The 23,604-nt window shown below is 64.5% G+C and carries 25 protein-coding genes and 1 pseudogene; 17 read left to right on the top strand and 9 right to left on the bottom strand.

All coding sequences use genetic code 11. The annotated features are described in order from the left end of the window. The first annotated feature begins 5 nt into the window (after nt 1-5). Genes ACTEK7_RS08890 through ACTEK7_RS08880 form a run of 3 tightly spaced genes read left to right on the top strand, consistent with a single transcriptional unit; the run spans nt 6 to nt 1,434 of the window. The gene (locus ACTEK7_RS08890) at nt 6-449 is read left to right on the top strand and encodes a hypothetical protein (RefSeq protein WP_225111717.1); all 444 of its coding nucleotides are present in this window, start codon (nt 6-8) and stop codon (nt 447-449) included. A gap of 8 nt (nt 450-457) precedes the next feature. After that, a complete protein-coding gene (locus ACTEK7_RS08885) occupies nt 458-667 on the top strand; it encodes a hypothetical protein (protein ID WP_225146013.1) in 210 nt (69 codons plus the stop codon). 2 nt (nt 668-669) lie between these two features. Further along, nucleotides 670-1,434: a hypothetical protein gene (locus tag ACTEK7_RS08880; protein WP_225146012.1), complete on the top strand. Its 765-nt coding sequence runs from the start codon at nt 670-672 to the stop codon at nt 1,432-1,434. Between the two features lie 35 nt (nt 1,435-1,469). On the opposite strand, the gene arsC is transcribed toward ACTEK7_RS08880, so the two are convergent. From arsC to ACTEK7_RS08865, 3 genes are read right to left on the bottom strand one after another with little or no spacing between them, the layout of a single operon-like run. Next, entirely contained in the window at nt 1,470-1,871 is a 402-nt protein-coding gene (gene arsC, locus ACTEK7_RS08875; protein WP_036005892.1) for an arsenate reductase (glutaredoxin), read from the bottom strand. After that, nucleotides 1,868-2,569: an aquaporin gene (locus ACTEK7_RS08870; protein WP_225111718.1), complete on the bottom strand. Its 702-nt coding sequence runs from the start codon at nt 2,567-2,569 to the stop codon at nt 1,868-1,870. The genes arsC and ACTEK7_RS08870 overlap by 4 nt, the downstream gene beginning before the upstream one ends. Then, entirely contained in the window at nt 2,569-2,928 is a 360-nt protein-coding gene (locus ACTEK7_RS08865; RefSeq protein WP_225146011.1) for an ArsR/SmtB family transcription factor, read from the bottom strand. Before ACTEK7_RS08865 ends, ACTEK7_RS08870 begins: the two co-directional genes overlap by 1 nt. Before the next feature lie 130 nt (nt 2,929-3,058). Here ACTEK7_RS08865 and ACTEK7_RS08860 point away from each other — a divergent pair, with 130 nt between their 5' ends. From ACTEK7_RS08860 to ACTEK7_RS08825, 8 genes are all read left to right on the top strand, one after another. Beyond that, nucleotides 3,059-3,376, top strand: coding sequence for an ArsR/SmtB family transcription factor (locus tag ACTEK7_RS08860; RefSeq protein ID WP_109145872.1), 318 nt, complete (start codon nt 3,059-3,061; stop codon nt 3,374-3,376). 48 nt (nt 3,377-3,424) lie between these two features. After that, nucleotides 3,425-4,786, top strand: a complete 1,362-nt coding sequence (locus ACTEK7_RS08855; protein ID WP_225146010.1) for an NAD(P)-binding domain-containing protein — start codon at nt 3,425-3,427, stop codon at nt 4,784-4,786. After that, a complete protein-coding gene (locus ACTEK7_RS08850) occupies nt 4,783-5,958 on the top strand; it encodes an MFS transporter (protein WP_249786346.1) in 1,176 nt (391 codons plus the stop codon). The genes ACTEK7_RS08855 and ACTEK7_RS08850 overlap by 4 nt, the downstream gene beginning before the upstream one ends. A gap of 63 nt (nt 5,959-6,021) precedes the next feature. After that, nucleotides 6,022-6,483, top strand: coding sequence for a hypothetical protein (locus ACTEK7_RS08845; RefSeq protein WP_345944071.1), 462 nt, complete (start codon nt 6,022-6,024; stop codon nt 6,481-6,483). A 93-nt stretch (nt 6,484-6,576) separates the two neighbouring features. Next, the gene (locus ACTEK7_RS08840; RefSeq protein WP_225146008.1) at nt 6,577-6,969 is read left to right on the top strand and encodes a FixH family protein; all 393 of its coding nucleotides are present in this window, start codon (nt 6,577-6,579) and stop codon (nt 6,967-6,969) included. Between the two features lie 80 nt (nt 6,970-7,049). After that, nucleotides 7,050-8,468 carry an efflux RND transporter periplasmic adaptor subunit gene (locus ACTEK7_RS08835; RefSeq protein ID WP_225146007.1) on the top strand — a complete coding sequence of 473 codons (1,419 nt, stop codon included), beginning with the start codon at nt 7,050-7,052 and terminating at the stop codon, nt 8,466-8,468. After that, entirely contained in the window at nt 8,465-11,656 is a 3,192-nt protein-coding gene (locus ACTEK7_RS08830) for an efflux RND transporter permease subunit (RefSeq protein ID WP_225146006.1), read from the top strand. The genes ACTEK7_RS08835 and ACTEK7_RS08830 overlap by 4 nt, the downstream gene beginning before the upstream one ends. A 73-nt stretch (nt 11,657-11,729) precedes the next feature. Then, the gene (locus ACTEK7_RS08825) at nt 11,730-12,209 is read left to right on the top strand and encodes a DUF411 domain-containing protein (RefSeq protein WP_109144386.1); all 480 of its coding nucleotides are present in this window, start codon (nt 11,730-11,732) and stop codon (nt 12,207-12,209) included. A 309-nt stretch (nt 12,210-12,518) separates the two neighbouring features. Here ACTEK7_RS08825 and ACTEK7_RS08820 read toward each other — a convergent pair whose 3' ends face one another. Then, nucleotides 12,519-12,926, bottom strand: a complete 408-nt coding sequence (locus tag ACTEK7_RS08820; protein ID WP_225144040.1) for a GFA family protein — start codon at nt 12,924-12,926, stop codon at nt 12,519-12,521. 131 nt (nt 12,927-13,057) lie between these two features. Next, nucleotides 13,058-14,134 (bottom strand): Cj0069 family protein, encoded by a 1,077-nt coding sequence (locus tag ACTEK7_RS08815; protein ID WP_225146005.1) that lies wholly within the window; start codon nt 14,132-14,134, stop codon nt 13,058-13,060. Nucleotides 14,135-14,580: 446 nt separating this feature from the next. Between ACTEK7_RS08815 and ACTEK7_RS08810 the strand changes: the two are divergent. Next, nucleotides 14,581-15,464: pseudogene (locus ACTEK7_RS08810) on the top strand (DUF1259 domain-containing protein). A gap of 426 nt (nt 15,465-15,890) precedes the next feature. Here the strand turns inward: ACTEK7_RS08810 and ACTEK7_RS08805 are convergent. Next, nucleotides 15,891-16,691, bottom strand: coding sequence for an IclR family transcriptional regulator (locus ACTEK7_RS08805; RefSeq protein WP_036005860.1), 801 nt, complete (start codon nt 16,689-16,691; stop codon nt 15,891-15,893). Nucleotides 16,692-16,861: 170 nt separating this feature from the next. Between ACTEK7_RS08805 and ACTEK7_RS08800 the strand changes: the two genes are divergently transcribed. Genes ACTEK7_RS08800 through ACTEK7_RS08780 form a run of 5 tightly spaced genes read left to right on the top strand, consistent with a single transcriptional unit; the run spans nt 16,862 to nt 21,270 of the window. Continuing rightward, on the top strand, nt 16,862-18,022 hold the full coding sequence (locus tag ACTEK7_RS08800; RefSeq protein WP_225146004.1) for an aminotransferase class V-fold PLP-dependent enzyme: 1,161 nt from the start codon (nt 16,862-16,864) through the stop codon (nt 18,020-18,022). Between the two features lie 22 nt (nt 18,023-18,044). Continuing rightward, entirely contained in the window at nt 18,045-18,938 is an 894-nt protein-coding gene (locus tag ACTEK7_RS08795) for an amino acid ABC transporter substrate-binding protein (protein ID WP_225146003.1), read from the top strand. Between the two features lie 49 nt (nt 18,939-18,987). Beyond that, nucleotides 18,988-19,782, top strand: a complete 795-nt coding sequence (locus tag ACTEK7_RS08790) for an amino acid ABC transporter permease (RefSeq protein WP_109144378.1) — start codon at nt 18,988-18,990, stop codon at nt 19,780-19,782. After that, a complete protein-coding gene (locus ACTEK7_RS08785; protein WP_225146002.1) occupies nt 19,779-20,474 on the top strand; it encodes an amino acid ABC transporter permease in 696 nt (231 codons plus the stop codon). Before ACTEK7_RS08790 ends, ACTEK7_RS08785 begins: the two co-directional genes overlap by 4 nt. 37 nt (nt 20,475-20,511) lie before the next feature. Then, nucleotides 20,512-21,270, top strand: coding sequence for an amino acid ABC transporter ATP-binding protein (locus ACTEK7_RS08780; RefSeq protein ID WP_109144376.1), 759 nt, complete (start codon nt 20,512-20,514; stop codon nt 21,268-21,270). Nucleotides 21,271-21,438: 168 nt separating this feature from the next. On the opposite strand, the gene ACTEK7_RS08775 is transcribed toward ACTEK7_RS08780, so the two are convergent. The 3 genes from ACTEK7_RS08775 to ACTEK7_RS08765 all read right to left on the bottom strand — a co-directional run bounded on the left by ACTEK7_RS08775 (nt 21,439) and on the right by ACTEK7_RS08765 (nt 23,601). After that, nucleotides 21,439-22,221 carry a sulfite exporter TauE/SafE family protein gene (locus ACTEK7_RS08775; RefSeq protein ID WP_225146231.1) on the bottom strand — a complete coding sequence of 261 codons (783 nt, stop codon included), beginning with the start codon at nt 22,219-22,221 and terminating at the stop codon, nt 21,439-21,441. A 220-nt stretch (nt 22,222-22,441) separates the two neighbouring features. Further along, nucleotides 22,442-23,026 (bottom strand): DUF1254 domain-containing protein, encoded by a 585-nt coding sequence (locus tag ACTEK7_RS08770; RefSeq protein ID WP_225146001.1) that lies wholly within the window; start codon nt 23,024-23,026, stop codon nt 22,442-22,444. Continuing rightward, nucleotides 23,023-23,601: a DUF1214 domain-containing protein gene (locus ACTEK7_RS08765; protein WP_225146000.1), complete on the bottom strand. Its 579-nt coding sequence runs from the start codon at nt 23,599-23,601 to the stop codon at nt 23,023-23,025. Before ACTEK7_RS08765 ends, ACTEK7_RS08770 begins: the two co-directional genes overlap by 4 nt. Nucleotides 23,602-23,604 lie beyond the last annotated feature (3 nt).

The following is a 23,604-nucleotide window of genomic DNA, read 5'->3' as shown; positions in this document are numbered from 1 at the left end:
GGAAAATGAAGCGGAATGCTCTACTGGCTCTGGTGGTTGCGGGTCTGTTGGCCGCGGGATCCTCGCTCGCCGCGCCATTGATCACGGAAGAGGAGGCCAAGCTGCCGCCTCCCAAAGGCGCGGTCGCCGTCGATCAGCGCGGCATCATGCGCGGCCCGAAAATCGAGTTCGTCTCGCCGGGCGCTCCCGCGAATTCTCCTCTGCGGCTGGTGTTGAAATTCCAGTCCTATGGCGGGGCCAAGATCGATCCGGAATCGGTCAAGGTGATCTTCCTCCGAACGCCGAACGTCGACCTGACGCCTCGGGTCAAGCCCTTCGTGCAGCCAGATGGCATCAACATGCAAGATGCGGAGTTGCCGCCGGGCGAGTACACGATGCGTGTCGACATCAAGGACAGCGATGGCCGGCCGGGCACGACCGTCTTCACCCTGAAGGTTGCGCCCAAGTGAGCTCGCAGGTGAACTCGCAAGTGACGTGCCCCTACTGTCGGTCCGAAGGTGCCGAGGGTGCGCTGGTCTGCGCCTCGTGCGGGCGCGACATCGCCGTTCCCGCCACGCTGCTTGCCGAGCGCGACGATCTCCAGCGCAAGCGCGAGGATCTGCGCGATGAACTGAAGCGGGCCAGAGGCGAGATCGAAGCCATTATGAGGCGAGGGAAGTCGCGCTAGCGATGGAATGTCCGTTCTGCGCCGAGACGATCAAGGACGAAGCCATCGCGTGCAAGCATTGTTCGCGCGACTTGCGCGTCGTGCGACCGACGCTCCTCGAGATCGACGAGATCGTTGCCGAGCTGGACAAGCTCAGGCGGGATCTCGATCGCGTCAACGTCCGTCTGGAGCGCTACAACAATCCGTTGCGCTATTACGGAACGCATGCGGTGCTTTATGTCGCGATCCCATCCCTGCTGCTGGTGATCGCGCATGTGCTCGTGACCATCACCTTCAACCTGTCGCCGATCCCGCTTCGGATCGCGTCGATCGCCGTACCGCTCTTGTTCGGATTCGTTGCTTATCCGCTGCACAGGGTCTACGTCCTCACGGCATTGGTGCTCGCGTTTCTCGCCGCTTGTGTCAGCATCCTGGCGATGCTGACGATCACCGGAATTCACGATGACGTTCCGATCCTTCCGACGATCTGGATCGAATGGCGTGAAGTGTTCGAATATGGCGCGAGCATCCTGCTCGCCTTCGTCTCGGGCAACATCCTCAGCGTCGTGATCTTCCAGATCGTGCCGCGCGTGCTGACCCAGGGCGGCAAGCCGAACGCTTTCGCATTCAGGGTGGCGCGGCTGCTCGGACAGCATGTCGGCGAGGAACAGCTGCGCCGTCGTGCCCGCTTGATACAGGACCTCATGCAGACCGCGGGGCCGCTCGCCGGCGTTGCCGCGACCGGCGTCGGCTCGATCTATGCGGGATTGAAGGGCTTGCTGGGCTAGCTCGACTGCATCTGTCTCACGGCGCGCCTTCAGGCCTAGCGCGCTTCCACCACCTCGCCGTCCTCTTTCACGAACCGGCCAACCGGATTGTCCAGGAGATCGACCACGGCTTCCGACGGCCGGCACAAGCGCGTGCCCTTTGGCGTCACCACGATCGGCCGGTTGATGAGGATAGGGTGGGCGATCATGACATCGAGGAGCTGCTCATCGCTCCATTTGGGGTCGTCCAGGCCGAGCTCCTTGTAAGGCGTTCCCTTCTCGCGCAGCAGCGCGCGGACCGGAATGCCCATGCTCGCGATCAGTTCCTTGAGCTTGTCCCGCGAGGGCGGAGTCTTCAGATATTCGATGACATCAGGCTCGACGCCGCTCTGCCGGATCATCGCCAGCGTGTTGCGCGAGGTGCCACAGGCGGGATTGTGATAGATCGTGACGGTCATCGAACTGTCTCCGTGATTGCGACCGAGGCGGACGCGCGTGAGCGGCCGAGCAACCAGGTCATCAGCAGCATGCCCGCGAAGGCGCCGCAGAGTTCCGCGAGGATGAATCCGGGCAGGTCAGCGGGGCGAATGCCGGCGAACGTGTTCGTCAGCGACCTTGCGATGGCCACCGCAGGGTTGGCAAACGACGTGGAAGCCGTGAACCAATAGGCGGCCGTGATGTAAAGGCCGACCAGCCAGGGGATGGCCGTCCGCTGAAACCGGATGCCGGCCAGGATCGTCGCGACCAGCCCGAACGCAGCGACCGCTTCGGCGAACCATTGCGGCCCTCCGGTTCGGACCTTCGTCGAGAGGTCGAGCAGCGGCAGGCCGAACATCAGATGCGCCGCCAGCGTTCCCGCGATGCCGCCAGCGATCTGCGCGATCACGTAAAGCGCGGCCTCGTTGACCGGCAGCTCGCGCTTGCCTGTGAAGACGAGCGTCACTGCGGGATTGAAATGTGCGCCGGAGATCGGACCGAGCACCGTGATCAGGACAACCAGGATGGCCCCGGTCGGCAAGGTGTTGCAGAGCAGCGCAAGGGCGACGTCCTTGGTCAGCGTTTCCGCCATGATGCCGGAGCCGACCACGGTGGCGACGAGAATACCCGTGCCGAGCGCTTCAGCCGCGAGGCGCCGCGGGAGATCGAAACTGTCCATCAGCCGGCTCGCTCCTTTCGTTTTGGCAAGCAGCACGATTGCAAGGTCTCGACGACGGGCTCGCAAACCTCCGGCCGTCCGCCGCAGCAATCGCGCAGCAGGAAGAGCGCGACGTCGCGGAATTCGTCGAGATTGGCGCGGTAGACGATCGAGCGACTGTGCCGCTCGGAGGACACGAGGCGGGCGCGGCTCAGAATCGACAGATGCGCCGACAGCGTGTTTTGCGGGACTTCCAACAGGCGGGCGAGATCGCCGGCCGCAAGACCGTCAGGCTCGTGCCTGACCAGCGTCCGGAACGCCTCCAGACGGGTCGGTTGAGACAGCGCGGCGAGCGCCAGGACGGCTTGCTCTGTTTCCATATATCCAGATTTATGGAATTATAGGGGGCAAGTCAATCTGGAAACCTCCGGTCCATGGAGTCAGCGGTAATTTCCAATATTCTAGAAATATGGTTTGACGATTGATGCGCACGGGCGCATCATGTCGCGCATGAAGATCGACGACGCAGCAGCACGCCTGGAAGCCCTGGGGAATCGGACCCGCCTGCAGATTTATCGCGCGCTGGTCCGGGCCGGGCACGCGGGCATGCCGGTCGGCCGCTTGCAGGACAAGCTGAAGGTCCCGGCCTCGACGTTGTCGCACCACATCAAGACGCTGGTCTCGGTCGGATTGGTCAGTCAGATCAGAGAATCGACCACCCTGATCTGCCGCGCCAATTTCGACGCCATGCGCGGGCTGGTCGATTTCCTGGCCGCGGAGTGCTGTGCGGAAGAAGCGGGATGCAAGGCTGCGCAGACCGCAGCCTGACTCATTTGATCAGTTATTCCATAATTCTAGAAGGATGGAGAGTTCGGAATGGACAAGACGGTAGCCATCATCGGGGCGGGGCCGGTCGGCCTCGCGGCCGCCGCTCATGTGCTCGAACGCGGCATGTCCCCTGTCGTGCTCGAAGCCGGACCCGAGGCCGGGCATGCGGTACGGCAATGGCAGCACGTCCAGCTCTTCTCGCCGTGGGAATACAACGTCGACAAGGCCGCGGCGCGCCTGCTTGCGCCGACGGGATGGAATTCGCCGGATCCAAGCTCCTATCCGACCGGCGGCGAACTGATCGAGCGCTATCTCTCGCCGCTGGCAACGCGAACGCCGCTGCGCGAGACGATCCGGACCTCGAGCCGCGTCACGGCGATCAGCCGCGCCGGCTTCGACAAGGCGAAGACGAAGGGGCGGGACCAGGCCCCGTTCGAAATCCGCTACCAGAACGGCAAAGGCGATGAGGTGCTGCGCGCCGATGCCGTCATCGACGTCTCCGGTACGTGGTTCTCGCCCAATCCGGCCGGCAGCAACGGTCTGCCGGCGTTCGGCGAACGCGAATGCGCCGGCCGCATCGCCTATGGCATGCCGGCTGTGCGCGGCTCCGCTCGCGACAGATATGCGGGCAAGGCCGTGGCTGTGCTCGGTGCCGGCCATTCCGCGCTGGGCACGCTGATCGATCTCGCGCGGCTCGCCGAGGAGGCGCCCGGCACCAGGCCTGTTTGGCTGCTGCGCGGCGACGATCCGGCAAAGGCCTTTGGCGGCGGCCGCAACGACAAGCTTGCCGCGCGCGGCGAGCTGGGCTCAGCCTTCGCCGCGCTGGTGACTGCCGGAAAGATTGCGGTCGAGACCGGCTTCGCTGTCACTCACATTTCGGAGATCGAAAGCCGCCTCAGGATTTCGGCAGGCGCCGGCTCGGCTGCGCTGAGTGTGATTGCCGATGAGCTGGTGGTGTCGACCGGCTTCCGGCCTGATCTCTCGTTTCTGTCCGAGCTGCGGCTGCGGCTCGATCCGGCGATCGAGGCGCCCCTCGCGCTCGCGCCGCTCATCGATCCCAACGAGCATAGCTGCGGAACGGTGCGGCCCCACGGCGCGCGCGAGCTGGCGCATGATGAGCCGGGCTTTTATCTCGCCGGCATGAAATCCTACGGACGTGCGCCGACCTTCTTGATGATGACGGGATACGAGCAGGTCCGATCGATCGCCGCCGACATCGCCGGCGACAAGAAGGCCGCGGCACGGGTCGAGCTCGTGCTCCCGGAGACCGGCGTCTGCACACGCGCCGGCGTGGATTCCGCCGCCGCAGCGGGATGTTGCGGCGGCCCGGCCAAGGCCGAACCTTCGGCCTGCTGTGCCGCCGATGAATCCGCCAGGAAGGCAGGCGGTGCGGGGTGCGGCTGCTCATGAGCCGAGGCACTGCGGGCCCGCTCACCGTCGTCATCGCGCTCGGCACCGCGCAGACCATCGCGTGGGCGTCGAGCTACTATCTTCCTGCGATCCTGGCCGCGCCGATCGCGAGCGATCTCGGACTTGCGCCGACTTACGTGTTCGGCGCGCTGTCGGGAGCGCTCGTCATCTCCGGCCTGCTTGGTCCGCGCGTTGGGCACGCCATCGATACGTTCGGTGGGCGCGGCCTGCTTGCCGTCTCGAACCTCGTTTTCGCGGCGGGCTTGCTGCTGCTGTCCGTGGCCTATGGCGTAGCGGTACTGATCGCAGCCTGGATCCTGCTCGGCATCGGCATGGGCATGGGCCTCTATGAAGCCGCGTTCGCGACGCTTGCGCGCATTTACGGCGCCGATGCGCGACGAACGATCACCGGCATCACCCTGATCGCCGGTTTCGCCAGCACACTCGGCTGGCCTCTCACGACATGGCTCGCCACGGAGTACGGCTGGCGCGCGGCCTGCCAGCTTTGGGCGGTGATCCACATCGGCCTTGCCTTGCCGCTCAACCTTGCGCTGCCCCGTGCCGCTCCGTTGCATCAGGAGGCCGGACCGAGCACAGGCGCAAGCCAGCAATCCGGCCGCCAGAGCGAAACCTTTGCAATGATATTGCTGGCGTACATGTTTGCGGCCGCGAGTTTTGTCAGCTCCGGAGTCTCGGCCATTCTGCCCACCATGCTGGTCGCGTTCGGTGCCACGCCGGCACAGGCGTTGCTGGCGGGAGCACTGGTCGGACCGGCGCAAGTCGGCGCCCGCCTTCTGGAAGCAGGATGGCTTGGCCGGTTTCATCCGCTGCTGTCGGCGCGGCTCGCCATGCTCATGAATCCGATCGGGGTGCTTGCGCTGGTTGCAGGCGGCCCTTTGCTCGCACCGCTCTTCACGGTGCTGTATGGCGCGGGCAACGGCATCATCACCATTGCCCGTGGTACGCTGCCGTTGGCGCTGTTTGGGCCGGTCGGGTTCGGCAGACGGGTCGGGATGATTTCGCTGCCTTCGAGGGCAACGGGCGCCTTCGCGCCGCTTGCGCTGGGACTGATGGTGGAGCATCTCGGCAGCAGCGCGCTCTGGATCGGCGCGCTGGCCTCGGTCTCTGCATTCTTCGCGCTTCTGCTGCTTCGTGGGGATCACACGACATGAGTCGCAATAGGCGAGGCAGGATGCGGGTGGTCGGCCTGAGAGGCCTCGGAGCCTCAGTCACGAATGCTTGACTTCGATCAAAGAATGCATTCGGCCACGGACTATGCTACTCAGGCTGTGTTGCGGTTCCAAAAGGTATCCAAAAGGTTAAAAGCACGCTTCATGCGGATTGTCCGGACCATCCTGGCATTCGCCATCGCCATATCCCTGGCGATGCTGCCGGTTGGCGCGTCCGCTTCCGGCGTCGCGATGTCGTCGGGTGACATGAAGGCGGCGATGCAGGTCGGCGGCGACGACGATATGTCGGTGCACGATTGTTGTCCCGACATGAAGGGAACGGGCTCCGACACCGGCTACCAATGCGGGATGGGCTTCTGCTGTGTCGGCGGCACCGTCGCACTGGCAGACATTCGTCCCCTGGCGTTCGAATTCCTTGCCGTCGCGGCAGCGGAAACCGCTATTCCTGCCGATCAGGTCGTCGACTCGCGCGGCGGCAGTCCTCCCTTCCGGCCTCCTCGAATCTGATCTCTCAAGACGCGCGCGGGCACGCCCCGCGCGGCGATGACTGATGTGCGCATTCATGCGTCGCGGTCGAGATCAATTCATGAGGACAGGACAATGCTTTCCAAGTTCAGCACCGCGGCTGTTGCCGCCACCCTTTCGCTCGCCGCTTCAGTCGCCTTGGCGGGTGCCGGCGATTACGCTTTCGAGCCGGTCAATCCCGAGATGAAGAAGGGCGACGACGTCACGCTCGCCGTTCGCCTGACCAACAAGCAGACCGGCAAGCCGGTGCTTGATGCCGTCATCTTCAAGACGCGCGTCGACATGGCTCCGGACGGCATGGCCGAGATGGAATCGGCGGTCGCGCCACTGCCCTCCAAGGAGCCGGGCGTCTACGCCTTCAGGACGGACCTGCCGATGGCCGGCCGCTATGAGGTCACGCTCTCGGCGAAGGTGCAGGGCGAGCCTGAGACGGTCACCGGCAAGGTCATCGTCAAGGCGACCAAGTGAGCTTTCGGGCGCCGTCGGACGGCGCCCGAACTTCTCTTTCCCATTCACATGGACGCGCGCTCCGAGCGCGCGAAACAACCATGAAGACGTTGCGTCTCTTGACGACTCTCGCTCTCGGCAGTGGTCTCGCCCTTGGCGCGTACTGGTTCTCGAACGAGGGGCGCTGGTCGGTCCATGCCGAGGTGACCCCGGCTGCGGCGCCAGCGGACCGGACTCCGCTCTACTATCGCGATCCGAGCGGCGCGCCGCTTTGGTCCGCCGGGCCAAAGAAGGACGACCGCGGGCGGGACTATCTGCCGGTCTACGATGACGACAAGGCCGCCCAGGCAGAGCCGAAGCCGCAGGCGGCTTCATCGCGAAAAATCCTCTATTACCGCAATCCGATGGGGTTGCCCGACACCTCGCCGGTGCCGAAGAAGGACCCGATGGGGATGAACTATATCCCCGTCTACGAAGGCGACGACGCCGATGACGGCACGGTGAAACTGTCGCCCGGCAAGATCCAGCGCAGCGGCGTGAAGTCCGAGCCGGTGGCGCGGCGATCGGTCCAGGTCCTGGTCAAGGCGCCCGGTACGATCCAACTAGACGAGCGCCGCGTCTCGGTGATCGCGATGCGGGCCGAGAGCTTCGTGCAGAAGATCGCGGACGTCACCACCGGCTCCCGCGTCAAGGCGGGCCAGCCGCTGATGGAGATCTACAGCTCGGCGGTCGCCTCCGCGGCGGCCGACTATCTCGCGACCATCACCTCCAAGACCGTCGGCGGGGTCGAGATCTACGGCCGCGGCTCGCGGCAACGGCTGATCAATCTCGACGTCCCCGAGCGGGTGATCGCCGAGATGGAGAGAACGCGTGTCGCGCCCGTCACCATCCATTGGTCGGCGCCGCGCGACGGGATCGTGCTCGAGCGCAACGCGATCGAAGGCATGCGCGCCAATCCCGGCGACGTGCTGTTCCGCATCGCCGACACCTCGCTGGTCTGGGCGCTGGTCGACGTCGCCGAGCGCGATCTCGGCAACATCGCGGTCGGGCAGTCTGTCGCGGTGCGCGCGCGCAGCTTCCCCGGCCGAAGCTTCACCGGCAAGATCGCGGTGATCTATCCGCAGGTGAACCGCGAAACCCGGACGGTTCGCGTCCGCATCGAGCTCGCCAATCCCGAAGCGTTGCTGCTGCCGGACATGTATGTCGATGCCGACGTCGACACGGCCGATAGCGCGCTTGTCCTGGCGATCCAGGACAGCGCGGTGCTCGACACCGGCACGCGGCAGGCCGTCCTCGTCGACAAGGGGGACGGGCGCTTCGAGCCGCGGGAGGTGAAGCTCGGCCGGCGCGGCGGCGGCTTTATCGAGGTGCGCGACGGCCTTGCCGAAGGCGAAGCGGTGGTCACATCCGCCAACTTCCTGATCGATGCGGAAAGCAATTTGAAGGCCGCGCTGAAAGGCTTTGCCGAGGCTGCGCCTCAAGCCGCCGACGGCGGCCATGCGACGGGAGAGCACAAATGATCGCCCGCATCATCGCCTGGTCGGCGCGCAACCTGCTGCTGGTGCTGTTCGGCACCGGCTTTGCGGCGGCCGCCGGCTTCTACGCGCTGCTTCATCTGCCGCTGGATGCGATCCCCGACCTCTCGGACACCCAGGTCATCGTCTACACCGAATATCCCGGCCAGGCGCCGCAGGTGATCGAGGACCAGGTCACCTATCCCTTGACGACGGCGATGCTGACCGTGCCGAAATCGAAGGTGGTGCGCGGCTTCTCCTTCTTCGGCGTGTCGTTCGTCTACGTGATCTTCGAGGACGGCACCGACATCTATTGGGCGCGCTCGCGCGTGATGGAGTTCCTGAACGGCGCCACGTCTCGGCTTCCCGTCGGCGTCACCCCGACCATCGGGCCCGATGCGACCGGCGTCGGCTGGGTCTATCAATACGCCGTGATGTCGAAAGAATTGAACCTCGCCGACACGCGCACGATCCAGGACTGGAATCTGAAATTCGCGCTCGCCAAGGCCGAAGGCGTGGCCGAGGTCGCCAGCATCGGCGGCTTCGTCAAGCAGTACAACGTGGTGCTCGACCCGCAGCGCATGCGCGACCGCGGCATCAGCATGCAGAAGATCCGGGAGGCGATCCGTGCCAGCAATGCCGACGTCGGCGGCCGCACGGTCGAGCTGTCGGAGTTCGAATACGTCATTCGCGGCAAGGGCTACATCAAGAGCATCAACGATCTCGGCAACATCGTCCTGAAGACCAGCAACGGCACGCCGGTGCTGCTGCGGGACGTCGCCAATGTCGAGCTCGGACCCGACGAGCGGCGCGGCATTGCGGAGCTGAACGGCGAGGGCGAGGTCGCAAGCGGCATCGTGCTGCAGCGCTTCGGCGTCAACGCGCTCGACGTCATCGAAAACGTCAGGAAGCGTTTCAAGGAGATTGCGAGCAGCCTGCCGAAATCGGTCGAGATCGTCCCGGTCTACGACCGCTCGGGCCTGATCTATTCGGCGATCGACACGCTCAAGCACACGCTGTTCGAGGAGAGTATCGTCGTCGCGCTCGTCTGCATCGTGTTCCTGCTCCATGTCCGCAGCGCGCTGGTCGCGATCCTGATGCTGCCGGTCGGCGTGCTGATGGCGTTCGGCGCCATGAAGCTGCTGGGCCTGGGATCCAACATCATGAGCCTCGGCGGCATCGCGATCGCGATCGGCGCCATGGTGGATGCCGCGATCGTCATGATCGAGAACGCGCACAAGCACCTTGAGCGCGCCGAGCCCGGTCAGTCGCGCGTCCAGATCCTGATCGACGCGGCATCCGAGGTCGGGCCGGCACTGTTCTTCAGCCTCCTCATCATCACGGTCTCGTTCATGCCGATCTTCACGCTGGAATCGCAGGAGGGGCGGCTGTTCAGCCCGCTGGCGTTCACGAAGACCTTCGCGATGGCGGCCGCGGCCCTGTTGTCCGTCACGCTGGTGCCGGCGCTGATGGTGATCTTCGTCCGCGGCAGGATCGTGCCGGAGAGGAAAAACGTCATCAACCGCTTCCTGATCTTTATCTACCGCCCGGTCATCAAGGGCGTGCTGCGCGCCAAGACGCCGGTGATCCTGGCTTCGCTGGTCGTGCTCGCCGTTACGATCTGGCCGGCGCGGCAGCTTGGCACCGAGTTCATGCCGACGCTGAACGAGGGCACGCTGCTCTACATGCCGACGACGCTGCCCGGTATCTCCGTGACCAAGGCGGCCGAGCTGATGCAGACGCAGGACCGCATCATCAAGTCGTTCCCGGAGGTCGAATCGGTCTACGGCAAGGCGGGGCGGGCGGCGACCGCGACCGATCCGGCGCCGACCGAGATGTTCGAGACGGTGGTCAGTCTGAAGCCGAAGGAGCTTTGGCGGGAAGGCGTCACCATCGACAGCCTGATCGCGGAAATGGACAAGGCGCTGCAGTTTCCGGGCGTCTCCAACGCCTGGACTATGCCGATCAAGGCGCGCATTGACATGCTGTCCACCGGCATCCGCACCCCCGTTGGCGTCAAGGTGATGGGCACCGACCTCGTCGAGATCGACCGGCTGGCGAAGCAGGTCGAACGGGTGATCAAGACGGTGCCGGGCACCTCAGCGGCCTATGCCGAGCGCGGCATCGGCGGCTACTATCTCGAGATCGTCCCGGATCGCGAGGCGCTCGCCCGCTATGGCATCCTGATCCAGGACGTTCAGGACACCATCGCGGCCGCGCTCGGCGGCCAGACGGTCACGACGACGGTGGAGGGGCGGCAGCGCTTCACGGTGAACATGCGCTATCCGCGCGACCTGCGCGACAATCCCAAGGCGATCGCCAGCGATATCCTGGTGCCGATGCCCGCAGGCGGCGCGGTGCCGCTCGGCGAGGTCGCGAAGGTCGAGCCGGCACGCGGGCCGACCTCGATCCGGACCGAGAACGGCCAGCTCGCGACCTACGTCTACGTCGACATCCGCGATCGCGACATCGGCAGCTACGTCGCCGATGCGCAACGCGCCGTGACTGACAGCATCCAGTTCCCATCAGGATATTACGTGGTCTGGAGCGGTCAGTACGAATATCTCCAGCGCGCCGCGGCGCGCCTGAAGATCGTGGTGCCGGTGACGCTGACGATCATCTTCCTGCTGCTGTACCTGAATTTCAGGGCCATGACCGAAACCCTGATCGTGATGCTGTCGCTGCCCTTCGCGCTGGTCGGCGGCATCTGGATGATGTGGTGGCTCGGCTTCAACATGTCGGTCGCCGTCGCCGTCGGCTTCATCGCGCTTGCCGGCGTCGCCGCCGAGACCGGCGTCGTGATGCTGATCTATCTCGAGCATGCCCTGGCCGAGATCAAGGCGACGTGCAGCGCCGAGGGCAGGGGCCTCACCCGGCAGGATCTCCACGAGGCGATCATGGTGGGCGCGGTCGAGCGCGTCCGTCCCAAGATGATGACGGTCGTCGCCATCATGGCGGGCCTGCTGCCGATCATGTGGAGCACCGGAACCGGGTCGGAGATCATGCAACGAATCGCGGTGCCGATGATTGGCGGCATGATATCGTCGACGCTGCTGACGCTGATCGTGATCCCGGCGATCTTCGGGTTGGTGAAGGGTGTCCGCCTGCCGCCCACGCGCGAGGACAGAGAACAACCGGCTGAGATGCCCAAGCCGATCGGCGCCAGATTGCGCGTCGTGGAGCCGGCCGGATGAGGCGAGCCGTGACGCACGATCATATGTCAGGGCGACGGAGTGACAGAAGAGGAATCCGAAGATGAAGCCGAAGATGAAGCAACGCGCATACCTGATGACCCGCCGGTCCCTTGTCGGGCTGATGGCCGCGGCAGCTTTTGCAAGGCCCGCCGCGGCAGCATCCGACGCAGCCGCGCTCACGGTGCACCGGGATCCGAGCTGCGGCTGCTGCGCCGGCTGGGTGCAGCATCTGCGGGACGCAGGATTTACCGCCCAGGTGGAGGAGACTCCCGACCTCGAGCCGATCCGGGCCCGTCTCGGCGTCCCCTCGAACCTGGTCGCGTGTCACACGGCAGAGGTCGCCGGTTATGTCGTCGAGGGGCACGTGCCGGCCGCGGCCGTGCGACGCCTCCTCGCGGAGCGTCCAAACGCGAAGGGAATAGCCGTGCCGGGCATGCCGGTCGGATCGCCGGGCATGGAAGGCGGCAAGCCGCAGCGTTACGAGGTCGTGCTGTTCGGTGCCGACGGTCAGAAGCCGTTCATGCGCTTCATCGGCTCGGAGGCGATTGATTGATGAAGGAGCGCTGGACATATTCCGGCATCAATGATGCACCGAGCAGTGCGGGGGCTATCGCATTTGAGAGCTCTTCCCTGCGACCATCCTTCGAGACGCCCGCTTGTGGCGGGCTCCTCAGGATGAGGGCGGAGTGCGCGGCAGCAGATTCAACGAGCACTGATGCCGATCAGCCTCATCCTGAGGAGGCGCGTAAGCGCCGTCTCGAAGGACGAGGCGTGCGCACCGGCCGCGCTACAGAGTCGTATGTGATAGCCTCCGGGCTGTGCGAGGGACCATCCGACTGTGCTGCGCGATGTCTGGCCATCACTACGGCTGCGGCGGATAGCGCTCGAAGGCCGGCAGTTCGTGCGCATGCTCCATCCAGCGCAGGCGCTCGGCGACCTGGATCTGCATCGTGGCAGGCACGGCCTCGGGATCGTCGTAGGTCGCGCTCTGGATGTCGATGACCCCCGGCAGCATGTTGGCATTGACGTAGAACAGCCCGGTTCCGCACGCGCTGCAAAAGTGCCGCCGCCCGTGTTCCGAGGAGCGGTAAACCTTCGGCTCGCCCTTGGTCACCTTGACCGCGCCCTCGGGGTACATCGTCCAGCCGACGAGCGGAGCCCCGGCGTGAAGCCGGCAATCGCGGCAGTGGCAAAGCGCGTGCACGATCGCCTCGCCCTCGACCTCGTAGCGGATTGCACCGCAGTGACAGCCGCCCGTGATTTTGCTCATGCGTTCCTCCGATCGAAGATGACTTCGGATCGATAGCTCTCGAGCCTTTTGGCTTCAACAACGCAACCAATTCGAGATTGCGTCCTACTGTCGCCTGACAGCTGCTGCCATTTCCGACGAGCGCGACCAGGCTAAGTTCGCGCCCGTGTGCGCTCGATCCGCATCAGCCGTTGCTTCACCGTCCGCGCGATCGCAGCCGGCGCCTCCTCGGGGATCGCAAAGCACGAGCTCGCGTTGATCTCGCAGAGCACGTAGGTGTCTGCGCCGGCCGCATCTTTCGGCCCGTACAGGAAGTCCGCATCCCAGATCACCGGCAATGACGACTCATCGATGCCGAGCGTTGCCATCATCTGCGGCGTCCATTCGTCCTCCATCGCTCCTCGCAGCGCCTGGAATGGCGGAGCATCAGGCCCGTGCATGATCCGCGGCCCGGGCTGCGCCTCAGGCGCCTCCGGTCCCTCCGGCGGCGGGATCAGCGCCTTGATCTTCTGGTGTCCGAAGCCTGCGACTTTGGCGCCGCTCATGTAGCAGCGGATCATGCCGTCGGGCAGGCGCGGTTGAAACGCCTGGTCGATGATGCAGCCGCCCCAACCGAAATAGGGCTCGCACCGTGCGAGCAGCGCATCGATCGGCATGTCCTCAGGCGTGCTGCCGCGCTGCGCATGCAGCACACGAACCATGCCTTCGGTATCGGGCAGGGCCTCAACCTTCCAGACCCCCTGGCCGCCATTGCCGCGGTTCTGCTTCAGCACGCGCGGGCCGCTGGCACGAAGGCGCGCCGGAAACTGGCTGCGGAAGCTTGTGGCGGTGTCATAGCGGTGCGTGTCGGCGCCCCAGCCCAGATGCCGTGTCCGGTAGAGCACCTCCTTGACGCCCATCTTCAGAATGATGTCCGGATGCGCGCTCACCCATGGCCCTTGCGCCGCGACGTCGCGCAGCAGGGCGTCGAGCTCGGCGCGGGTCTTGCCCTGGTGGATCGGATCGACCCAGACCAGCACGCCGTCGGCTGCAAGCAATTGGTCGCGGACCGCGCCCGCAAAGCTCTCGTCATAGATCACTGGGAAGGCGTCGATGCCCGCGGCGGCGAGCGCTTCGAAGACGCGGACGAAGCGGCTGTTCTGCGCCGTTGCCTCGCGCCGCGCGGCAACGTCGCCGCGCGAAAGGATGGCGATGGTTCGGAGGGGAGAGGGGTGACGGTCGGTGTCCATGCGCAAGCTCCACGTAGTTGCGTGCTGCGCAGAGCTTGGACCTGGGTCTCACGGGGAGTCTGCATCGTCCCCACGCCGACAATGTATGTGAAACCGCCTCGTCGTTTCAAGATGGCGGCTGGCGGGTTCCTTCAAAGGGTGAACTCTTCGTGACGTGACGCGGCCGTGCGCCGGTTGACAGTTCTGCCCTGCGGGTTTTTAGTCAGCGCGACGGGGATGTGCGATCTCCCCGCGAGGCGACATGCCCAAGCATCGCGTCCTGATCACCAAGGGCGCAGCATGTTCACACACCGCAACTCCATTCCACGACCCTCTCGGCTTGCCGGCATCCGAACCGCCATGGCATGCGCTCCGCGGCGAGTCCGCTGTGTGTGGCGGAACGGCCGGAGCGGCCTCACTTATCCGATTGGGGCAGGGATACACCCAGAGCTCAAGGGAGCTGATCCATGCATAAGACGGTTTCGGCACTGATCGGCGTCGCTGCCTGCTTCATCACGAACGCTCACGCGCAGGGCATCGACTGGCAAAAGGTCGATGAGGCACTGGGCCGCAAGCCAACCGTTGCGGACGATGTCCATCGCTACGGCTTCCCGCGCACCGATCTCACCGTGACGTTGGATGGCGTCACGATCAAGCCGGCGCTGGCGCTTGGCGGCTGGCTGGCGTTCAAGCCTGCGCATGACGGAACCATGGTCATGGGTGACCTCGTGCTGCTTGAGACCGAGATCAATCCAGTGATGGCTAAGATGATGGCGAGCGGTCTCGAGATTACCGCCGTGCACAACCATCTGCTGCGCGCAAGCCCGGCGACATTCTACATGCACGTCGCCGGACACGGCGACCCTATCAAGCTGGCGTCGGCAATCCGTGATGCGCTCGCCGAAAGCAAGACGCCCCTGACGGTCGCCGCAGCCGGGAATCCGCCCTCTATCGATCTCGACACCGCAAAGCTCGATCAGATCATCGGCGTCAAGGGGCAGGGCAATGGCGGCGTCTACCAGTTCAATGTGAAACGGCGCGACCCGATCACGGAGAACGGCATGCTGCTAACCCCCGTCGGTCCAATGGGCGTCGCGACGCCATCAATTTCCAGCCGACCGGCGGCGGCAAGGCCGCCATCACCGGCGATTTCGTGCTGACCAGCGACGAGGTGAATCCAGTCATCGCGGCGCTGCGGACGCATGGCATCGAGGTGACGGCGCTGCACAGCCATATGCTGAACGAACAGCCGCGACTCTTCTTCATGCACTTCTGGGCCAATGACGACGCGATCAAGCTTGCTGAAGGCTTGCGCGCGGCGATCGACAAGACCGCCAGCACCAAGAGCTGATCCAAGGCACAGAAAATGCACCGTGAGGCGTTTCAATGATTGAATGTCTGACGTGTTGGGGCAGCCGACGATGCGCGCCGCTTTGGCCTTTGCGTCGCGGGCGTCGGCACGGGCCGGTCTCGTCCTGGCGCCTATGCTTGGCTGTGCTGATGGGAGGGAACGCCATGGCCGAGAGCCTGAATTTTTGACGACGCTCCTGCAGGAACAGCGCCGGCAGGGTCCGAAATTTCCGGCCTTCTGTCGATGGCAGGACCCATGGAGAGCCAGCCGGCGATACAGAAGCTGCGCGCCATCCTGCCGCCGCAAGAGCCCATCGCACATGCCCGCGAGTGGGCGAAGTCGCACCGCCCGAGATATTGACCAAGGCCTGATCCGGCTTGCAGGGCGAGGACAATCTCGGTGACTGTGGACGACGTTCGAGCAGCATCAGCTTGCCGACACGGCTTCGCTTACGCCGTCCTCATTGTCCGCGAGGATCGTCTCCGATAGCAGCGCAGCGGCCTTCTGCAGGGGAGCTATGAACCGATCCAGCTCGGTGAAGCTCACCCGTGCCACGGGAACAGACACACCCAGGCACGCGATCAGCTCGCGATCCGGTGAGAGGATGGGAACGGCACAGCCGACCACGCCTCGCACATATTCTTCATTGGTCTTGGCCCAGCCGCGCTTGCGGGTCTCATCGAGCACCTTCATCAGGTGCTCGACGTCCACGATCGTGGTTTCGGTGTATCGCGTCAGCGTGAGCGCGTGGCACAGCTTCTCGCGCGCGCGTTCCGGCAGCCGGCTCATGTAGATCTTGCCGGTCGACGTGCAGTGGAGCGGGGCCGCTTCGCCGGGATTGAATTGCAGGCCTTGAGGTTGCGATACGCGGACGCTGTCGACGTAAGCAACGACGTTGTCCCGCACGACGCCGATCTCGCATTGCTCGCCGATTTCGGCGGCGACGGCGCGGAGCACCGCGTGCCGGCGGGCGGTACGGAAAGCTGCGCCGATGACGCGGGCCGACAGCGTGACCATTTGATTGCCGACCACGTACCGCTTCGTTCCCACGGCTTTCTGAAGCAGCCCGCGCTGCTCCAGATTTCCGATGAGCCGATGCGCAGTCGGCAGCGGCAGGGACAGCGCAGCGGCGATGTCAGCGACCGAGGCTGCTCTGGTCTGGCTGGCGACATAGCCAATGATCGCGAAGGCGCGGTCCAATGGCCCGTCGGTACTCGGCTGCTGCATTTCGCCAGTCTCCACCCGAAGTACAAATTATCATTTTTCGGAATGAAATATACTGGAATATGAAAATTTTTATAGGCACTTTTGTGTCGTGCCCATATCGTTGGCGCTGCTCGGTGGTGAACAGGATTTGTGCAGTGCGAGCCACCGGGGAAGTGCTTCAGGAGATCGGGATGTCAGGCCATTACGACGTCGATGCCGTGCGGAGGGAGTTTCCGGCTGCCGAGCGGATCACCTATCTCGATTCCGGCTTCCAGACGCCGCTTGCGCGCCCCGTCAAAGCGGCGATCGATCGTTTTCTGCGCGCAGGTCTCGAGACCGCCGGCCCGAAGAGCGTCTGGCTCGATCGCGTCGAGCAGACGCGCGAAAAGCTGGCGCGGTTTCTCGGCGTATCGGGCGACGGGATCGCCTTCACCAAGAACACCTCGGAAAGCATGAACATCGCCGCGAATGCGCTGCCGCTGCGCGCCGGTGACAAGGTCCTGATGATCCACGGCGATCATCCGAACAACGCCTACGCGTTCCTCAATCTGCGGCGCAAGGGTGTGACCGTCGCATTCGTGCCGATGACGGAGATCGTGAACGCCGACAGTCTTCGTCCCTACATCGATGCGAGCACGAGGGCGATCTCGATCTCGCAGGTGACATTCCATGCCGGCCATCGTTTCGACATCGAAAGCATCGGCGCCCTCTGCGCGGAGAAGGGGCTCCATTTCGTCGTCGACGTGATGCAGGCGATCGGTGTCGTGCCAATCGATGCGAAAGCCATGCGCGCGACCTTCATCGGTTCGGGCAGCCATAAGGGGCTGCTCGTGCCGCAAGGGCTGGGCCTGCTCTATTGGGACAAGTCGAGGGCTGAGCTCGAGCCGACCTATCTTGCGGCCGCGAGCCTCGCTGAAGTCCCGGCCGATCTGATCGCCCGGCCTGACAGGCTCGATCCGGCCCCGAGCGCGCGCCGCTTCGAGCTCGGCAATTTCAATCTTCCGGCGATCCATGCCCTCGATGCCTCGCTCGACATGATCGAAGCGCTGGGCGTCGAGAACATCCAGAACCATTGTTTCGATCTCGGCGATCATCTCATCGCCCGGCTCGATGTGCTGGGCGTTCGCCTGGTCGGCCCTCGCGCGCGGCAGCATCGCGCGCCGCACATCTACGTCATTGCGCTGCCCGCGGCCGAATGGCTCGGCCATTTCGAGGAGAATAACGTCCGCGTGTCGCCGGAGCGGGACGGCATTCGCGTGTCGTTCGGGATGTTCAACACGATTGCCGACGTCGACCGCCTGATCGACGTCATCCAGCGGCGCGGCGTGAAGCCATCATCGAGAGCCGCATAGGCTGTCCAGCAAGGAGACGTACATGACGAAGTTTGCATGTGTCTTGAGCATTCTGTCGGTCATTGGCGGCCTCGGCAGCGCCGCTTCTGCCGCCGACAGCCCCACGCTGGCCAGGATCAAGTCGAACGGCGCCATCACCATCGGTCATCGCGAGGCCTCGATCCCGTTCTCCTATCTCGGTCCCGACCAGAAGCCGATCGGGTTCTCGCTCGACCTCTGCGCGGCCATCGTCGAGCGCATCAAGGCGGAGACCGCCTTACCCAATCTCAAAGTCAATTACGTTCCGGTGAACTCGTCCAATCGCATCCCGCTGATCCAGAGCGGCACCGTCGACATCGAGTGCGGCGGCACGGCCAACGACAGGAAGCGGCAGGAGCAGGTCTCGTTTTCCGTCGCCACCTTCGTCAGTCAGCCGCGCTGGCTGGTCAAAGCGGACAGCGGCCTGAAGACGGCCGGCGATCTCAAGGGCAAAACCATCGTCGTCACCCAGGGCTCGAATGCCGTCGGCTTCGCGCAAGGCGTGAATGCGAAGGAGCAGCTCGGCTTCAACATCGTCCAGGCAAAGGACCATGCCGAATCCTTCCTGATGCTGAACACCGGCCGCGCGGCCGCGTTCATGGAGGACGACATTCTGCTCGCCGGCCTCAAGGCCGCAGCTCCGAAGCCGGATGCGCTGATATTTCTCCCCGATGGTTACGCCAAGATCTATTATGGCCTGATGTTCACGAAGGGCGATACCGGCTTCAAGGCGCTGGTCGACGACGTTCTGTCGAAGCAGATGGCGTCGGGCCAGTTCGAAAAGACCTACGCCAAATGGTTCACTAGGCCAATTCCGCCCAAGAATGAGAACCTGGCGTTTCCGCTGACGGTCGAGCTCACGGAACGGATCGCGCGTCCCAGCGACGCGGTGGACTAATTGCGAGGTCGGCGGAGAGTGTCCCGCAAACCGAGCCCCGAGGTTCGCCATGTTTGCAGTGCTTCTTGAACAGACAGCGGACGGCCAGCGCTATATCGACTGGCTCGTGTCGGGCCTCGGCTGGACCTTGGCGCTGGCGTTCTTCGGCTGGTGGATCGCCTTCGCGGTCGGAGTAGTCGTCGGCATCGGCCGCACCGTGCAGAACCGGGCCGTCGCGGCGCTTGCCCGCCTCTATGTGGAGATATTCCGCAACATCCCCGTGCTGGTGCAGATGTTTCTCTGGTACTTCGTCCTGCCGGAGATTCTTCCCGCCTCGCTCGGGAACGCCATCAAGCAGATTCCGCCGCCCTGGGGATCGTTCTTTCCGGCGCTGGTGTGCCTCGGTCTCTACACCGCCGCCCGGATCGCCGAACAGGTGCGTGCCGGGATCGAGGCCCTGCCGAAAGGTCAGGTCGAAGCGGCAAGCGCGCTCGGGCTCGGCGGCTATCCGACCTATCGCCATGTCATCGTTCCGCAGGCGCTGCGCCTGATCATCCCGAGCCTGACCAGCGAGGTGATGGGCATCTACAAGAACACCTCGGTCGCGCTCACCATCGGGCTGATGGAGCTGACGGCGCAGGCCCGCCAGATCAGCGAAGCGACGTTCCAGACCTTCACCGCTTTCGGCGCCGCGACGCTTGTCTACCTCGCGCTGGCGCTCATCGCCTATCAGGGGATGGCGCTGATCGACAGGGCCGTGCGCATTCCGGGCACGAGCCCTGCGGACGATGCTGTCAAGCCGGGCGCGACGCACGCCATCCAACCGATTGATGCCCTGCCTGACGCGATGGAGGTCGTGAAGTGACCAGCCTCGATTTCTCCGTTGTGCTTCAGGCGTGGCCTTACCTCTGGTCGGGCCTGCTGTTTTCGCTGGCGCTGACCGCCGTTGCTTTCGTGGTCGGCCTGGTCCTCGGCACCTGCCTGGCCCTCGTGCAGCACTTCGAAGTGCCCGTGCTCGGCAAGCTCGTGCGCGGCTATGTCGCCCTGATGCGCTCGATCCCGCTGATCCTGGTCCTGTTCTGGTTCTTCTTCCTGGTGCCGATCGTGCTCGGTCATTTCGGCGGAAGCGGGCGACCGGTCCCGATCGGCGCCACCTGGACCGCCTTCATCACCTTCGGCCTGTTCGAGGCCGCCTATTATTCGGAGATCATCCGCGTCGGATTGCGCGCCGTGAACCGGGGACAGTTCGAGGCCTGTCAGGCGCTCGCACTCTCCACCTTCGACACCTATCGCTCCGTGATCCTGCCGCAGGTGCTCCGCGTCGCCAGCCCGATCGTCCTGAGCCAGACCATCATCCTGTTCCAGGATACCTCGCTGGTCTACGTGCTCTCGCTCACCGATCTGCTTGGCGCAGCCTCGAAGCTGGCGCAGCTCAATGGCCGTCTGGTCGAGATGTATCTGGTCATTGCGGTGGTCTACCTCGCGATCAGTTCGGCGGCATCGCAATGCGTGGCGTCCTTGCGCAAGCGAAATGCGATCGCGGGACTACGCCGCTAGCGCTGCGCACGGTCATCCCAGTCTTTGGAGAGGAAAAATGCTTGAGTTCGCTGAGGGGAATCGGGCGTCCATCGTCACCGTTGAAAATTTGGTGAAGCGGTTCGGCCATTTCACGGCCCTGAACGACGTCAATCTCACGGTCGCGGTCGGCGAGAAGATCGTGCTGTGCGGCCCCTCCGGCTCGGGCAAGTCGACCTTGATCCGCTGCATCAACCACATCGAAAAGCACGATGCGGGGCGCATCGTCGTCGACGGCATCGAGCTGTCGGACCGGATGACCGACGTCAACGGCATACGTCGCGAGGTCGGCATGGTGTTCCAAAGCTTCAACCTGTTTCCGCACCTCTCCGTCGTCGAGAACTGCATGCTGGCGCCGATGAAGGTGCGGGGCCTGTCCCGCACTGATGCGCATGAGCGCGCGATCAGTCTGCTCCGCAAGGTGCGCATTCACGACCAGGCGAACAAATATCCGGGGCAGCTCTCCGGCGGCCAGCAGCAGCGCGTCGCCATCGCGCGGGCGCTGTGCATGCAGCCGAAGATCATGCTGTTCGACGAGCCGACCTCGGCGCTCGACCCGGAGATGGTCAAGGAGGTGCTCGACACCATGGTGGAGCTCGCGAAAGACGGCATGACCATGGTCTGCGTCACGCACGAGATGGGCTTTGCCCGCGAGATCGCGGACCGGGTGGTGTTCATGGATCGCGGCTCGATCGTCGAGGAAGCCGATCCCGAAACCTTCTTCCGCGCGCCGAGGACGGAGCGGGCGAGGGATTTCCTCGGCCAGATCATCCATTAAAGCGCGATGCGATTAGGATGAATCGTCATCGCGCTTTAGGTTATTGTTTGAAGCATGATCTTTTCGGAAAACCGCTTCACACTTTTCCGGATCGTGCTCTAGCGATCCGTCTCGATCTGCGAACCGATCGAGGGCGCATCGCCGGTTGCGGCATGGTTTCGAACCAGCCTACTCATGCCGCCAGATTCTCACCGCCGAAATGACCAGGATCACGGCCAATCCCGGCAGAAGAATCGAATTCGGGACGACGCCGAGAAGCAGGCCGCCTATGAATGTCCCGACGACCGACCCGATGGCCATTGCAAGCATGAACTGCCAATTCGCGCGGAGCACCGAAAAGCTCTGGTCGCGACTATAGCGCGCAAATCCCACCAGCATGGTCGGCAGGCTCACCGCGAGCGAGAGGCTGCCCGCGAGCTTCACGTCCGCGCCGAACAACAAGATCAGGGTCGGGATCAGGAATTCCCCTCCGGCAACGCCGAGCAACGATGCCACGATCCCGATCGCAAAGCCCGCTGCTATGCCCGCGACGATCAGGCTCACGCCTATCAGCGCCGGTGGGGTTGCCGCCTCGTTGCCATGTGCGAACAGAAGCATGCCGGCGATCAGGAGCAGCAGGACGGCAATGATCCTGTAGAGCGTCCCGGACTCCAGACGCGTCGCCCAGGATGCCCCCGCATAGGCGCCGACGAGGCTGCCCGCCAGCAGGTTCAGGATGATCGGCCAATGGGCATGTATCTCCGCGAACGGAACGGCGCGTGCGCGAAACGGCAGTGCGCTCGCCACCACGATCAGGCTCGTCGCCTTGTTCAGAATCACGGCCTCGAGGCCGCGAAATCCGAACAGGCTGATGAGCAGGGGCAGCCGAAATTCTGCACCGCCGAGACCGATCAAGCCGCCCAGAGTGCCGATGATTGTGCCCGAGCCGAACGCGGCAGGATTGTTTCGCATGGACACGGAAAGATGCGCCAAAGACAACACCCGCGACGGACGGCTCCGTGCGGGTGTGATCAACTCTCGATGATGCCAGTATGCCCCTGTTTTGCCCGACGAGTCAAAGGTACGCACGCGTCCCCGGCGGTATCGTTGCGGTCGGCGGAAGAGCGTAATGATTTCAACGCCCCGCTACTGTGCATGGGGTTGTTTTCGCACTTTTTGTTGGCGGCCGCGCTCACCGCCGGCTGCGCGGTGCCTCGGCCTTGGCCGGCGGCTCGGTCTGCGGGGCGCAGGTCGCAGCCTGGAGCGAGCCTTGCGCCTGCTGCATCAAGCCGGGCTCGGGCGCGAGCGCCTTCATCAGGATCAGGCCGGTCGTGGTCGGGGAATCGATGATCAGGCGGTCGGCCGCGGTGACCTCTTCGTCCTCCGGCAGCTCGCTACGCTGCGCTTCCGTCATCAGGTCGAGCTCGATCACCTTGCGGCCCGCGGAGCGGTCGTTGATGGCGTAATAGGCGATCTCGTTGCGGGTGTAGAACGACACCGAGGTGTAGGCCTGGCTCACCGGCACGGTGAGCTTGATCGGCCCGCCAGACAGATCATAACGACAGATCGCCAGCGCGAAGGCCGGATCCATGAACGGCATCGGCGAATTGTTGGGATCGGCGAGGGGAAGCTGGGTGACGGCGTTCACCCTGGTCATCGGCGTCAGCCGCGAATAGGCATCCTGTGTGGCAATCCGCGGCAGCGCCAGCACGCTGACGAGATGGACCACGAGGCCCAGCACCACGCCGGCGACGACGGTGAAGACGAGCCGGATCATGAGCAGCCCACCGTGGTGATGCTCGGCATCGGCGCATCGCGCTGGGTGCGCGTTCCAACGCCGACCGGCGTGTCGTAGAGACGCAGCATCAAGGCATAGCGCTCGATGCCGCCGGTCGGCAGCCAGTTGCCGGCGCGCGAGCGCGAGGCGATCCGGATCTCGAACGAGCCGTCGGAGGCGCGCACGATCTCCTGGCTGGTGAAGCCGTAGCGCTGCAGCGAATTGGCGACGAGATGGCCCTTGCGGTCGTAGAGCGTCAGCGTCCAGAACCGCGCCGGCGGCGTCACGCCGGAGACGACCACGTCGCAGCGGCCGTCGAGCGCCTTCTTCCTGTCGTCGGTGGTGGCGGTGAAGGCGACACCGTCGCCGGTGCCGATCGGCAGCTCGCCGTTGCGGACGATGGTGGCGCGCGAATAGGGGTCGACGTCGGCGGTGCCGGTCCGCGGCCGTGCCGTCCAGGGGCCGATGGTCAGCGCGCCGATCTCGGTGCCGCGCGTCGTGGTCATCCACGTCGCGCCGACGCCGACGACCGTCGCGAGAAGAAGCGCCGTCAATGTGGTCAGGATCAGCCGCACTTG

Source organism: Bradyrhizobium sp. JHI2711 (assembly GCF_056156565.1).
The sequence above is the reverse complement of the archived record's forward strand: the minus strand, read 5'-3'. Positions and strand labels throughout refer to the sequence as shown.

Excerpts from the sequence above, each read along its gene's own strand:
- ACTEK7_RS08840 (WP_225146008.1), top strand. The coding sequence starts at position 6,577 with ATGCTTTCCAAGTTCAGCACCGCGGCTGTTGCCGCCACCCTTTCGCTC.
- ACTEK7_RS08865 (WP_225146011.1), bottom strand. The coding sequence starts at position 2,928 with ATGGAAACAGAGCAAGCCGTCCTGGCGCTCGCCGCGCTGTCTCAACCG.
- ACTEK7_RS08805 (WP_036005860.1), bottom strand. The coding sequence starts at position 16,691 with ATGCAGCAGCCGAGTACCGACGGGCCATTGGACCGCGCCTTCGCGATC.
- ACTEK7_RS08825 (WP_109144386.1), top strand. The coding sequence starts at position 11,730 with ATGAAGCAACGCGCATACCTGATGACCCGCCGGTCCCTTGTCGGGCTG.
- ACTEK7_RS08780 (WP_109144376.1), top strand. The coding sequence starts at position 20,512 with ATGCTTGAGTTCGCTGAGGGGAATCGGGCGTCCATCGTCACCGTTGAA.
- ACTEK7_RS08880 (WP_225146012.1), top strand. The coding sequence starts at position 670 with ATGGAATGTCCGTTCTGCGCCGAGACGATCAAGGACGAAGCCATCGCG.
- ACTEK7_RS08820 (WP_225144040.1), bottom strand. The coding sequence starts at position 12,926 with ATGAGCAAAATCACGGGCGGCTGTCACTGCGGTGCAATCCGCTACGAG.
- ACTEK7_RS08890 (WP_225111717.1), top strand. The coding sequence starts at position 6 with ATGAAGCGGAATGCTCTACTGGCTCTGGTGGTTGCGGGTCTGTTGGCC.
- ACTEK7_RS08845 (WP_345944071.1), top strand. The coding sequence starts at position 6,022 with ATGCTTGACTTCGATCAAAGAATGCATTCGGCCACGGACTATGCTACT.
- ACTEK7_RS08850 (WP_249786346.1), top strand. The coding sequence starts at position 4,783 with ATGAGCCGAGGCACTGCGGGCCCGCTCACCGTCGTCATCGCGCTCGGC.
- ACTEK7_RS08835 (WP_225146007.1), top strand. The coding sequence starts at position 7,050 with ATGAAGACGTTGCGTCTCTTGACGACTCTCGCTCTCGGCAGTGGTCTC.
- ACTEK7_RS08860 (WP_109145872.1), top strand. The coding sequence starts at position 3,059 with ATGAAGATCGACGACGCAGCAGCACGCCTGGAAGCCCTGGGGAATCGG.
- ACTEK7_RS08795 (WP_225146003.1), top strand. The coding sequence starts at position 18,045 with ATGACGAAGTTTGCATGTGTCTTGAGCATTCTGTCGGTCATTGGCGGC.
- ACTEK7_RS08800 (WP_225146004.1), top strand. The coding sequence starts at position 16,862 with ATGTCAGGCCATTACGACGTCGATGCCGTGCGGAGGGAGTTTCCGGCT.
- ACTEK7_RS08855 (WP_225146010.1), top strand. The coding sequence starts at position 3,425 with ATGGACAAGACGGTAGCCATCATCGGGGCGGGGCCGGTCGGCCTCGCG.
- ACTEK7_RS08815 (WP_225146005.1), bottom strand. The coding sequence starts at position 14,134 with ATGGACACCGACCGTCACCCCTCTCCCCTCCGAACCATCGCCATCCTT.
- ACTEK7_RS08830 (WP_225146006.1), top strand. The coding sequence starts at position 8,465 with ATGATCGCCCGCATCATCGCCTGGTCGGCGCGCAACCTGCTGCTGGTG.
- ACTEK7_RS08790 (WP_109144378.1), top strand. The coding sequence starts at position 18,988 with ATGTTTGCAGTGCTTCTTGAACAGACAGCGGACGGCCAGCGCTATATC.
- ACTEK7_RS08870 (WP_225111718.1), bottom strand. The coding sequence starts at position 2,569 with ATGGACAGTTTCGATCTCCCGCGGCGCCTCGCGGCTGAAGCGCTCGGC.
- ACTEK7_RS08770 (WP_225146001.1), bottom strand. The coding sequence starts at position 23,026 with ATGATCCGGCTCGTCTTCACCGTCGTCGCCGGCGTGGTGCTGGGCCTC.
- ACTEK7_RS08775 (WP_225146231.1), bottom strand. The coding sequence starts at position 22,221 with ATGCGAAACAATCCTGCCGCGTTCGGCTCGGGCACAATCATCGGCACT.
- arsC (WP_036005892.1), bottom strand. The coding sequence starts at position 1,871 with ATGACCGTCACGATCTATCACAATCCCGCCTGTGGCACCTCGCGCAAC.